The 12,404-nt window shown below is 40.9% G+C and carries 12 protein-coding genes and 1 pseudogene; 7 read left to right on the top strand and 6 right to left on the bottom strand.

Annotated features, from left to right (window positions below):
• Window positions 1-28: 28 nt before the first annotated feature.
• The 3 genes from CK510_RS32845 to CK510_RS17200 form a co-directional block, all read right to left on the bottom strand.
• The gene (locus tag CK510_RS32845; RefSeq protein WP_211293214.1) at window positions 29-199 is read right to left on the bottom strand and encodes a hypothetical protein; all 171 of its coding nucleotides are present in this window, start codon (window positions 197-199) and stop codon (window positions 29-31) included.
• Window positions 200-505: 306 nt separating this feature from the next.
• A complete protein-coding gene (locus CK510_RS17195; protein WP_095722879.1) occupies window positions 506-2,131 on the bottom strand; it encodes a fasciclin domain-containing protein in 1,626 nt (541 codons plus the stop codon).
• Window positions 2,132-2,489: 358 nt separating this feature from the next.
• Window positions 2,490-3,809 (bottom strand): YcjF family protein, encoded by a 1,320-nt coding sequence (locus CK510_RS17200; protein ID WP_095722880.1) that lies wholly within the window; start codon window positions 3,807-3,809, stop codon window positions 2,490-2,492.
• 121 nt (window positions 3,810-3,930) lie between these two features.
• Between CK510_RS17200 and CK510_RS31835 the strand changes: the two genes are divergently transcribed.
• A complete protein-coding gene (locus tag CK510_RS31835; protein ID WP_158224920.1) occupies window positions 3,931-4,074 on the top strand; it encodes a hypothetical protein in 144 nt (47 codons plus the stop codon).
• Between the two features lie 250 nt (window positions 4,075-4,324).
• Window positions 4,325-4,462, top strand: a complete 138-nt coding sequence (locus tag CK510_RS33495) for a hypothetical protein (protein ID WP_245912188.1) — start codon at window positions 4,325-4,327, stop codon at window positions 4,460-4,462.
• A gap of 224 nt (window positions 4,463-4,686) precedes the next feature.
• Here the strand turns inward: CK510_RS33495 and CK510_RS17210 are convergent, their stop codons facing one another.
• From CK510_RS17210 to CK510_RS17220, 3 genes are all read right to left on the bottom strand, one after another.
• The gene (locus tag CK510_RS17210) at window positions 4,687-4,887 is read right to left on the bottom strand and encodes a hypothetical protein (RefSeq protein ID WP_143289330.1); all 201 of its coding nucleotides are present in this window, start codon (window positions 4,885-4,887) and stop codon (window positions 4,687-4,689) included.
• Between the two features lie 257 nt (window positions 4,888-5,144).
• Complete coding sequence (locus CK510_RS17215; RefSeq protein WP_245912189.1) at window positions 5,145-5,615, bottom strand: EVE domain-containing protein; 471 nt, start codon at window positions 5,613-5,615, stop codon at window positions 5,145-5,147.
• Window positions 5,616-5,764: 149 nt separating this feature from the next.
• Window positions 5,765-5,944, bottom strand: coding sequence for a hypothetical protein (locus tag CK510_RS17220; protein ID WP_211293215.1), 180 nt, complete (start codon window positions 5,942-5,944; stop codon window positions 5,765-5,767).
• 891 nt (window positions 5,945-6,835) lie between these two features.
• Here CK510_RS17220 and CK510_RS34005 point away from each other — a divergent pair.
• The 5 genes and pseudogenes from CK510_RS34005 to CK510_RS17245 all read left to right on the top strand — a co-directional run.
• Window positions 6,836-7,285 carry a caspase family protein gene (locus CK510_RS34005; RefSeq protein ID WP_281257047.1) on the top strand — a complete coding sequence of 150 codons (450 nt, stop codon included), beginning with the start codon at window positions 6,836-6,838 and terminating at the stop codon, window positions 7,283-7,285.
• The gene (locus CK510_RS33500) at window positions 7,257-8,396 is read left to right on the top strand and encodes a caspase family protein (RefSeq protein WP_281257048.1); all 1,140 of its coding nucleotides are present in this window, start codon (window positions 7,257-7,259) and stop codon (window positions 8,394-8,396) included. Before CK510_RS34005 ends, CK510_RS33500 begins: the two co-directional genes overlap by 29 nt.
• 57 nt (window positions 8,397-8,453) lie before the next feature.
• Window positions 8,454-9,920, top strand: a complete 1,467-nt coding sequence (locus CK510_RS17235; RefSeq protein WP_095722884.1) for a hypothetical protein — start codon at window positions 8,454-8,456, stop codon at window positions 9,918-9,920.
• On the top strand, window positions 9,917-10,765 hold the full coding sequence (locus CK510_RS17240; protein WP_095722885.1) for a hypothetical protein: 849 nt from the start codon (window positions 9,917-9,919) through the stop codon (window positions 10,763-10,765). Before CK510_RS17235 ends, CK510_RS17240 begins: the two co-directional genes overlap by 4 nt.
• Window positions 10,698-12,404 (top strand): annotated as a pseudogene (locus tag CK510_RS17245) (tetratricopeptide repeat protein); the annotation flags it as partial. The gene CK510_RS17240 and the pseudogene CK510_RS17245, both read left to right, overlap by 68 nt.

Raw genomic sequence — 12,404 nt, forward strand, 5'->3', positions numbered from 1 at the left:
CAAGTCATTGCTCACCGTTGTGCTTACCTTAATGGATTAATCTTTGCTCGCTAAATAAAAAGTGGGATGCTCCCAATATAAGTTCCGTCAAATCGCGCTCTTTTAGAGGTGCAATTGGTGGAGCATGATTTTCTTGCTTGTCTGCATTGATGCTATCACGCCACTTGTTTGTTAATTTATACGGAAGATTGCTAGTCACGGTATATAAAGAAAGATGATACTCTAGCTGACAACAAATTGACTACTAGAGATGGTTTTACTTATTTAATAATTACTGATTTATCTGCTCGAAACCGGAAAATTTTTGTTTAATAGTGCTTACGTAAATGTTCTTATTAACTATGCTTTAGCTCAGTAATTTTACAGATGTAAGTAATTTTCCAAAACATGATTTAATTCCTAAATTATTAGCTATCACAGCGAGATTCCCAACTTATTTAATAGGTTGGGAATCTGATTTTAAACACAATTGATTGAGGATTGCGATCGCACCTCAATTTATTCTCTAGAAGTTATAACCAATTCCTAATAGCAATCCAACATCAGTTGAACCCAAAAAAGCCGCATTAACTGCCCCTGTCGCTGTAAACCGACTACCCAAAGGCACATCAATACCACCTGTCAACAATAATCCGATATCTGCATCATCGCTAGTTTCAATTGCAACGCCTGCACCTACGTAAGGTGATATGGTAAATGTTTGTCTACCTGTGGGGTTTGCTGATTGGGATGCAAAGTCAAAAGTAATAGGAACTAGTATTACAGTATCATCTCCAAATACAGCCGATGGTCGCACGGAGAAGGCATTTGTAAGACCAATTTTACTAATTACAGCAAAGCTACCTTCTCCCAATCCAGTATCTCCACCTAAACCAATATTACCAGCAACACCAAGATAACTTCTACCTCCGCGAGTCGTTCTACCAGCTGTAATGGTAGTATCAGTTTTTTCATCTAAGCTGACATCAGGTGGAATCAAAACTTGGTTAATTCCGTGAATTACACCGTTATTTGCTTGAATATCTGCTTGGATAACTTGAGCATTATTTACGGTAATTTGATTGGCATTTGTATTTACTTGAACATTCACAGGTCTTTTTTCAACAGTTTGTAGTTCTCCTGTTTTCAGTTGACTAGCTGTTAGCTTTCCTGGCACAACATGGTATTGCAAAATTCGAGTTAAGGTTGCTTTATTTTCTGGTTTCTGCAAGCGTTGTAAGGTTTCTTGAGGTAAAGCAGCAAACGCAGCATCCGTAGGTGCAAAAATTGTGTACTCTCCTTGTTGTAGAGTAGATTCTAAACCTGTTGCCTGAATTAAAGAGGTTAAAGTAGTGAAGGAATTACTCGCTGTTGGAGTTGAACCAGTATCTTGGGAAGCTGTTCCGGCGACAATGTAATTTGCTGCGGGAACATTACTCGCAAGGGGTTGTACTTGTCCCAGTTTAACCAAAGCTTGATATAAATGTGCTGCCGCTTCTGCTCTTGTTAAAGCTGCTTCTGGATTAAGAACTTTTTTTTCGGGATAATTAACAATTAGATTGGCATTGGTTGCTGCTGCGACTTTCTCTACCGCATAGCTGGGAATCGCACTAGCATCTGTAAAGTAAGTATTAACAGCACTAGTATCGCTAGCTGTTAACCCTAAACCACTCCCTAATGAGACGATCGCATCAACTTTGGCTATCCTCTGATTGGGTTGAAAACGATTTTGGGGATATCCAGACATAAATCCAGTTTCATAAGCTTCTTGGATTGCCGCAGCTGCCCAATAATTTGCAGGTACATCACTAAATCCTCCTGCTGGTAGTTGCCTAACTGAATTTTGATTAAAAGCTTTTTGAATCATCGCTGCAAATTCTGCACGGGTTACTGGTTGCTCTGGTTTAAATGTGCGATCGCTAAATCCTACAATCACATTTCTCTGAGCTAGTGCTTGAATAAATGGACTTGCCCAGTAATCTTGGGAAACATCACTAAAGCTGGTTGTTGCTGATGGGGTTGTTGGAGATGGGGAAGGTGTTTCTTGAGCGGAAACCTCTACAGTAAGTGCTAATGGACTAATTACGGCAACTGTTAATCCCAGGGAAACTAAAGCTGCTTTTGCTGATAACCAACGAAGGAAACTAAACATAAATAATTCTCCTCAAAATGAAAAATGATAATCTCGAAATTCTCAAACTTTTACAGCGCATTCTGTAAGCGTTAGAAACATCTCTTTTTTTGGTTAAAGTACCAATAGAGGCTAAAATAAATTCTGATTTTCTGGATGCAATTTTCCTAAAAAAGTTCTCCTATAGGTCATTTTTAGCGTTTTTCGAGCAACAATAACATCTACCTATTCAAAGATATTTGGCATCAGGTTAATCTCTACCTAAAGACATATTTACAAATTAAAACAGGAATATTAAGAGTAAACAAATAAAATATAATTAGGGCAAACAACCGTTTGCCCCTACAATAAAATGATAATATTGGGAATAAAACTTTTTTCAATTTTTTATTGCTTTAAATCGCTCTTTTGCATCTTTAAAAGATTGCTTCATCACAGCTTGTATCTGTTGCCGATCGGGTTTTTTACCACCCATTAAATCACCGAAGTAAATACATGCGGTTTCCCCTAAAGAGAAAGTATAGGCAGTTGCCCAAGAAGCAGCAATAACACTACCAAAACCAGGTATAAATTTAACTAACTCCCTACCAACAGCTTGGGCAAGAAAACCACCTGCGATCGCACTAACAATTCCACCAGCTTGCGATCGCGTTAACTTTTGCCCGTATAACTTCCCTAATAAACCCACCATCGATACTTGTAGTGCTGTCAAAACTGGCATTGTTGCGAGGGGAAGGGGTACTGCTGCCAGTGTACCAGCCATAATTGCAAAGGCATAAATATAGCGTCGAGCCACATCACGATACAAGTTTCCGATTTGTTCGCTGGTTTCCTTGTCTAATGTCAGTAATTGATTAATTGCCGCAGCTTCAGCTTCAGGAAGTAATTCGGCTAAATTATGCCGCAGTTCCTCTAAACCGTAAAAGAGTGGGTTGTAACCGTCCTCTTCCAGGGTAAAATCAATCATGATGGCGCGATCGCACAACCCTTTAAATCCTTCTTGGATTGCTGCAAAAGCTCGATTTATCTCTTCAAAATTGGGTGGATAATCTGGGTGATTGTTAATACTAGATGGGTAAATCTCATGCAAACAAGTAACAGCAAGCAAACAGGGAATATCGGGGTATTTTAAACGAATTTGTTGGGTAATTTGCCGTAATGATTCAGTGGCAAAATCATTAATTTTTACAGTCAAAATCAAAACTCTCGCACCACGACTTTGTTGCTGTAAATCATCAATTAACTCTTGAATGATTGCTTGAGTATCTTGATTAATATCACCCAAACCAACCGTATCCGTGAAAAGTATTAAAGGTAAATCGCTAGCAGGATAGGCATAGCGTTGTGTATGCTGAGTATGGGGACGAAAACCCTGTCCGATAATTTCCGCAGAAACCCCCGTTAAACCCCTAACAATCGAACTTTTTCCAGCTTGGGGTTTGCCAATTAACAAAGCTTCGGTTGTGGGAAGTTGCGATCGCGCTTTTTCTAAAAGTTCTGCCATCTGAGCTTCGCTGATATTGAACAATCCAGATAGATTTTGTCCAATTTCTGCCACTGGGATAATTTTTGTCAATCCGGCTGTGGTATTATTCCAGATATCTACAATTGGGTTTGTCCAGTTCTTGGCAACTGACTTCTGATTTTGGCTATCAGTTGCTGCGTTAAAATGTTGAGAATCCTCTATTTTTTTTTTCATATCTATTAATAACCAACTTGACTTTTTCCCAGAGGGATTAATTTTTGATTAATTTGCATTAATAATTAAGTATAGATAAATTATAAGTGAATTCACACAATGGCTACATCATGAATTTTAGATGAAAAACCCAGTTATCGAAATCGATACCCCACGAGAAGAGGCAAAGCTCAAGGAAACAGCAGCTAAACGATTAAACGATTTCGCCATTTCTTCAAATTCTTTGGTGAAGCTCACACCAGAATTTTGCTGTGGTATTTGCTAATGATGGCCTGAGGGGGTGACAATCTAGCTTCAAAGCCTTATGCAGCAAGGATTATAGAGGAGTACCCGATAAAAAGATAAAAGTTAAGTCAAGGTGTCAAGGTAGTGGTGTTGCTGGTGATATTAATATTGATGCCAAGAGAATCGAACTGAGAGACAACGCCAAAATTATCGCTGAAACAGCATCTCAAGATGACGGTAATATCTTTATAGATAATGCAGATTTACTGTTACTACGTCGCGGAAGTGTTGTGTCTGCAACCGCAGGAGAACAAGGTAATGGTGGCAACGTCAATATCGACTCAAAATTTATCATCGCTATTCCCAAAGAAGACAGCGATATTAAGGAGATACAAAAGCGGTGTAACAGATGCTTCAAAAAATTATAATTTCGGTGCTTGCGATCGCAACTTCAAATCCAATTGTCACTGCAACCCGGATTTCTCACAAAATATAAAAAAAGAGGGGTCAAAAACTGCGAAAATGTATATATCACAAGGGAGCAACGCTCTAACAGTGAGGTGCTGAAACCTGGGACGTATATAGCTTGTTTCAGGATGCGATAGCTTGCGCTGACTTGTCAGTTCGCGTAGCGGCGGCTTCCGCATTGCAACTAAAAAAACTTGTTACGGACGACTTTATACATGGGAATCAAGAACAGGCATTGTTCAACACTCACACTAACACCAATACCTACATAACTCCCACGCATTCCTTCATCCGCCTTGGCAGAATCAGTTTTTAATAAAATTGGGACAGATGCGATCGCATAAACAGCAGTCATTGTCACTACAGACTTCAAAAACTGTCGCATAATAACCTCTATTAGACCCATCCGAAAACTCACAAGCCAATACCCACAAGGAGTTGAGACCAGTCCTTGCAGATATTTGTTCAACCGAATAATCAGAGTTTGAGATAGTTACTGATAGTTTAGAACAAAAAAAATAAAATGATAGGTGCGGTGGCACACTATTTTTACTAATCATAATTAGACTTGTCCGTTTTTTAGTTGATTTTTTAGTACACCTTAACAGGGGTAGGCACGGAGTGAGTTCCAAAGGTAGCGCTTTACTCTATGGAGAGGGGTTCTATATTTAAGCTATTGCCTTTCATGGCTAAAATTTTGACAGCGACATCTTCTACAATGGGCATTACTGACAAACGATTTCCTTTCCTCAGTAAAATTAGCTCGTCAGCATCAAATTTTCCCCTCAGCACTGATATGGAAATACAATTAGCAAAAGCCTCGACAAACTCCACTAAAACTGTTTGCCATCGTGGAGAATTAAGGGTTGATTTTGGGTCGTAATATTCACTTTTTAGATCGAATTGGGTTGGGTCAATAATATCTGTTTTTACAACACGCATTAACCCAACTATACCTGGAGTTTTTGTGTTTGAGTGGTAAAAAAATACTAAATCCTCTGGTTGCATTTGCCGCATAAAGTTACGTGCTTGATAGTTACGAACTCCATCCCAAACAGTTTTACCTTGTTGTTCTAAGTTTGTGATACCGTAAACGTCTGGTTCTGATTTCATTAACCAATAATTCATTAGATTAAATTATGTTTAAATAGGTAAGGAATTTAACCGCCATAGACACGGAGTGGCTACCCGTAGGGTAGACGCTGAGTATGCCAAGAATATAGAGAAGGAAATACAAATAAATTTCCTTTTTATAGCTCAATCTACCTCCAATTTTTTTCTCTTTCGTCAAAATCTTCGATCCAATTTGTTTGTTCTTTTTCTTCTGTATCGTCTAATTTATCATCTAATTTCCCCATCTTTCTATTCTGATTACGTTGGAATATTTTCCCAATATATTCTGGCAGAATTTTAGTGTAAAAGATTACAATATTTTTAATCATTATTCTGTTGGGTCTATTACCTTGGGTCATAACTCACATAGGGCAAGTTAGTTAAATCTTATCTGTGAGTCTTGAGAATGGCAAGTATAAAAAAACTATGGTTTACGGTAACCGTTCACGGGGGTAACGAGAGAATAAGGGTTACAGGCAAATTATTCGGATGATTTAGCCAAGTGGTAAGGCAGATATCTGCCATTAAAAATGCCACATGCAAATAGCAGTGACATTTAATTTGTTAACAGTGACACTAATTAGTGAAAAATGACATTAATCTGTTAATAGTGACAAATAATTAGTTAATGTACAACAAAAAGGCGACACCCGGATTTGAACCGGGGGATGGAGGTTTTGCAGACCTTGTAAAACTACGTAAAGAAAAGCTTTTCAACCCTTAACTCTTATTTTTACCCCAAATTTACCCCACACCATCAATTCGTCGATTTTTCCAGAGTTAAGTTTTACTTATGGTTACTTGTATAAATTATCGATTGAGTTACAACATTTTCTGTTTCACTGAATTCTTGAGAAGCTTCAGTCTCTTAACAATCGCACATGGTATTTTGTTCCTATGGCGTTTGTTCTGGAATGGCAACAAAAAACACTTACTTATGCAGAAGCCGTTAATATGAAAGATTTATGGTGATAAATGAGACAGGAAAAGCGAAAAGCACTAAAATAATATCCATTGTGACTAAGTAATCCACAATTTGATATGGCGCGATCGCTCAAAGTTAGTCAAAAATATATCGAAGCAGTCAAGCAAGGGATGATTGGTATTTTTTGAGGGAGTTTAATAACCCGTTGGGGTTGGCTTATGGGGTTTATAGTCCGGTAGGTTATCAGTTAAGTTATCAGTTAAGTTACTAGTTGAGAACAAAATTAGGTGTTGAAATGGGGAAAAGTTGGGCGTTCGCAATCGGCATTAACCACTACGATAATTTACAACCCCTAAAGTATGCCCAGCGTGATGCTGAGGCAATGGCTACTTGGTTCCAAGAGGAAGCTAAATTCGAGCGAGTTTTTTTATTTACCGAAAATTCTCCCCCTATTCCCGCTAATCCTCCGATACCGACTCAACCTACTTATGCACACTTAAGACGCTTTTTTTATATGGAATTTGAAAGTCCCTTATTACAGCCAGAAGATAATCTTTGGTTTTTCTTTTCAGGTCATGGTCTACGTTACCAAGACAAAGATTATTTAATGCTTTTGGATAGCGACCCAACAGATATAGAAAGCACGGCAATCTCGGTTGATTTTATCACTCAAAGATTGCGGAGGGCTGGTGCAGATAACGTACTGATGTTTTTAGATGCCTCGCGTACTTATGGAAGCAGATAGTGGCTTTTGTGGAGAATTAGGAATTGGCATGGAGAGTCATTCAGGAGTCATAATTTTTTACTCTTGCTCCCCCAATCAAAGTTCCTGTGAAATTGACGAATTGCAACACGGGTCGTTTACCAACGCATTATTAGAAGGTTTGCAGCGACAGGGAGAGTCGAACTGCGCCACAGTAGAACGCTTATATCAATACATGAGATACCGCGTTCCACAACTTAATACTAATTACAAAAAGCCTGTACAAAATCCCTATTTAACGGCTGAACCACCCTACAAAATGTTTTTAACATTACTAGAGAAGTATGCCACGCTTCAAGACATACAAAACTTAAAGTACGAAGCATATAAGGCTGAACAGGCTGGTAATCTGCATTTAGCAAAGCAACTCTGGATTAGAGTTTTGGCTGTATTACCTTCTGATTTGGATACTATTGAAGCTATTGAAAGGTTAGCTAGTGGCATTTCTGGAGAAATTGAGACGGAGAGTGAGCCAGGAATCATAACTTTCTATTCTTGTTCCCCCAACCAAATGTCCTTTGAAATTGACGAATTACAGCATGGGTCGTTTACCTATACTTTATTAGAGGGGTTGCGGTTACGGGGAGACTCAAAATGTACTACAGTAGAGAAATTAGACCAATACTTGAGAGATCGTCTTCCAAAGCTCAACGCTCGTTATAAAAAGCCAATACAAAATCCTTATTTAACAGCTGAACCGCCCTATAAAATATATTTAACTTTACTAGAGCAGTCTGCTACCAATAAAAAGCTAAAGCAATCGTATACGCAGCCGATTATATTATTTGATTTGTGGCTGATAATAATACCAGAAACAATCTATATTGGCGGAGAGTCAAAAGCTACTCTTTACTTGCAAAAACATACTGATAGCCAAAATAGTACCCACTTAATCCAAATCCCCCAAAACGAAGCCATCGGCAACGACCTCAATATCATCCTCACCGCTCCTGGCTTCTTCTTCAATAATGACAACACCACCAGTTTACCCATCGACCCGGACACCGCAGATATCACCCAAAATGCCACCTTCAACCTGACCGCAGTTCGACCGGGTAAAACCAAAATCCAGGCAGAACTTTACGTTGGCTAAACCTACAAAACAACCCTGGAAACCGAAGTTGAAGTTACCGCATTTGCATCTACCCAATTGCGCCCCCTGATTGCAGCGCGATCGCGTCCCGTTCCCCAGCCAAATTTAATTCTTCAGGTGCGAACTCAGTGGAATGGGGATATTTCTGCTTGCACTTTCCACTATCACATCGATAGCTATCAACCGCGTTTGTTATTTGCTGATGGTGTTGATTGTAGTTCCCAGTCTTTGACTGCGATTTGGGTGGAAAGAACACGACAATTATTGCAAACCACCCTTGAAGAAACCGCAATTAGCGAAGCTGGGGATTTTCGTTCCCATCTTGCTTCCTTCGGTCAGTACCTTTGGCGATCGCTATTCCCAGAGGAGTTGCAAAGTACCTTTCGTACCATCGCTAATTTGAATCTTCCTTTCACTTTGCTGATAATTGCCGACCAGGATGCTTGGTTTCCTTGGGAATTACTGCATGATGGGCAGAAATTTTTGGGCGATCGCCTAATTATCGGGCGGTGGTTTTGGGAGTTAGAAAAAGCACGTCCCTATGAGTTTCCCGTGGGTGCGGTGAATGTTGCCCATTATGCCAGTGTGGAACAACCGGAATTGTGGACTGAGCTTTTGTATTCTTCGGGAGCGCCGCCACCAGTGCCAATGGAAGCTAGTATATTTAATGATATGAGTTTGTTGGAATCAATACGTGGCTTGCATTTAATTCGTTACGGTCAATCGATGGAGGCTGCAAACCTTCAGGATGCACCCGTGCGGGTTGATAGCGATTGCGGGACTGAGGATATTGAGCAGGAAGTACAACCAGCCAAGTTGAGTTTGCGTCGCAATCATCCCCTAGTATCGTTAAGTTACGTGAATGCGGGACGAGTGGAATTGACTGCGTTAGAGCAAACTTGGGCTTCGACTTTTGTGAGAGCGGGTTGTAGTGCTTTTGTTGGTTCGCTTTGGGCTGTGCGATCGCAGGTGGAAACGGCTTTTTTAGGTGCTTTTTATCATAGCATTTGGGCTGGGCAAACTTTGGGTGTGGCATTTAATGCGGCTCGTCGTTTAGCTCAAACCGTTGTCCCGGAATCTTGGGATTGGTTGGCTTATGTATTATTTAGCGACCCGATGGCGCGTCCTTACCGACCTGTCCCGGGACAGGGGTATGCGGTTGTGGAGCCGATTGGTCAGGAAATTGATGACCCTGTAGCACCGGGTGCAACGGTGAGATTCCGCGTCAGTTTGCGGCGTACACCTCCTGTATGGTATGAGAATCGGTTGATGGAGGTAGCGGAGGATTTAAGGTTTGAGGATTTGCGTGTTTTTATCGTCACGTCCGGATTGCAGGTTACTCCTGGTGATTCTGTAATAATGACACTCACGGCTATCGGGGATTACTTAGGTTGGTTTATGTTAGCTGTTCCCCCTGAGATGGAAAATCGGTCAGTGCTAGTTCAGGTATATTTTGAGGATGGTATCGAACCTGTCCATCATTTGCGGTTTTCGCTCAAGGTTAGCAACGGGGATGGGGTATGAGGGGAACGGTTAGTCCAGTCAACACAGTTTCGGCAAGTTCTTGTTTGGAAATATTAATTGAGCAAGATTTTTATTCGATTGGGCGCTGGCAATTTAATAAACCGAAAGATATACTTTTGGAAAAGCTCACCAATGAGATTTTAGAGTGTTTTGATGGGTTAAGAATTACGATTAATAAAAGTAAAAGTTTAAAGCTAGATGCTGATTTATGTGATGATTATTTAATCAAATTAGCGGAGTGGGGACGAACTGCGTATCAGGCATTTTTTGGGGAAGATAGGGCGAATAAAATCCTCAAGAGTCGGCTCAATGAAACTGTTGCACCAACTTTTGTATCGGAATCTATGCCCTTTCCTTGGGAAGTTTTGTTTGAGGGAAGCGAGTCGGATTACGAACGGGGAAACCCGGAGATGTTTTGGGGATTGCGTTACACTCCAGCGCGAATCCTCAATCCAGAAAAAGATATTTCCGAATATGTTTTGGAGCAGTCGCAACCGTCGGATATGCTATTTTGCTTGCACCATCGACTGTTGCAGGCACATCGTCAGGAGAAACCGGAGATTGAACGGTTAGTTAAGCAACACACCTCCCAGCCAAAATATTTCGCTACGCAATCGCAGTCTCTTCCCGGAGGGCGATCGCTTTTGTTTTGTCTATATGGCTTAGTTAGAGATTGTGGTGGGGTTGGGATTTTGGCAAATTCCCGCATTTTTCCGAAATCTAGGGTGTTAGTGTTGAATTTATCTCATAATAAAGTTGCGTATCACGCTCTTACCCATGAACGAACAGCGTCAGCAAGCCTATCTCAACCTCATTCAAAGCCTGCTAAATTGCCCCAGTGGTGAAGAAGCCGGGATTTTAGCAGTAAACCAAGAATTACTTGATGCTGGCTTTGTGCAGACGGTAGAAGCAGTAGCACAGATGTTTTCGCAGCAGGGGGATGAGAAGATAGCGAATTGGTTGCGAAATTTGGCAATGCAACTAGGGGAAGGGTTGAATCTAGATACTAAAGTAGATTTGCAATCTCTCAGTGAGGAGGAGAGACAAGCATATTTCCAATTTTTAGGGGAGGTACTACAAGCAACCGCAAACAGTAACGGTGACACACAGGTAGTTTACCCCTTGCTGGCAGAGAATACAGACAAACTCGACGGAGTGTTAGCAGAAATATTGCGCCGTTGGGTGACAGAAGCACTGCGAGAAGAGGAAGCAGATTTGGCTAAATACGTGGCAGGGACTATTCTCCATTTTAGCAATCTAATAGCGCAATTCCCCTTGGGTGACAAAGGCAGCAATCTGGAAATTGCCATAACTGGCTATGAGGTCGTGTTAAAAGTCTACACCAGAGAAGCTTTTCCTCAAGATTGGGCAGGTACACAAAATAATCTCGCAGCTGCCTACAGCAATAGAATAAAAGGAGATAAGGCAGAGAACATCGAAAATGCGATCGCTGCATATACTGCTGCTTTAACAGTCAGAACCAGAGAAGCTTTGCCTGTTGATTGGGCAATGACGCAAAATAATCTCGCAAATACCTACACAGGGAGAATCAAAGGAGACAAGGCAGAGAATATCGAAAATGCCATCGCTGCTTATACTGCTGCTTTAACTGTCAGAACCAGGGAAGCTTTGCCTATTGATTGGGCAATGACGCAAAATAATCTCGCAATTGCCTACAGAGAGAGAATCAAAGGAGATAAGGCAGAGAATATTGAAAATGCCATCGCTGCTTGTAATGCTGCTTTAACTGTCAGAACCAGGGAAGCTTTTCCTATTGATTGGGCAGGTACACAAAATAGTCTCGCAAATGCCTACAGATATAGAATCAAAGGAGACAAGGCAGAGAATATCGAAAATGCCATCGCTGCTTTTGCTGCTGCTTTAACTGTCTTCACCAGGGACGCTTTGCCTCAATATTGGGCAGCAACGCAGTATGGTTTCGCAAATGCCTACAGCAATAGAATCAAAGGAGATAAGGCAGAAAATATCGAAAATGCCATCGCTGCTTATACTGCTGCTTTAACCGTCAGAACCAGGGAAGCTTTGCCTACTGATTGGGCAGCAACGCAGTATGGTCTCGCAAATGCGTACAGCGATAGAATCAAAGGAGACAGGGCAGAGAACGTCGAAAATGCCATCGCTTCTTATACTGCTGCTTTAACTGTCTACACCAGGGAAACTTTGCCTATTGATTGGGCAAGAACGCAAAATAATCTTGCTGCTGCCTACAGAGAGAGAATCAGAGGAGACAAAGCAGAGAATATCGAAAATGCAATCGCTGCTTATACTGCTGCTTTAACTGTCAGAACCAAGGATGCTTTACCCATTGATTGGGCAAGAACGCAAAATAATCTTGCTGCTGCCTACATAGATAGAATTAAAGGAGACAAAGCAGAGAATATCGAACATGCCATCGCTGCTTTTGCTGCTGCTTTAACTGTCTTCACCAGGGACGCTTTGCCTCAATATTGGGCAGCAACGCAG

The sequence above is a fragment of the Brunnivagina elsteri CCALA 953 genome (assembly GCF_002289455.1).
Classification (GTDB): Bacteria; Cyanobacteriota; Cyanobacteriia; order Cyanobacteriales; family Nostocaceae; genus Brunnivagina; species Brunnivagina elsteri.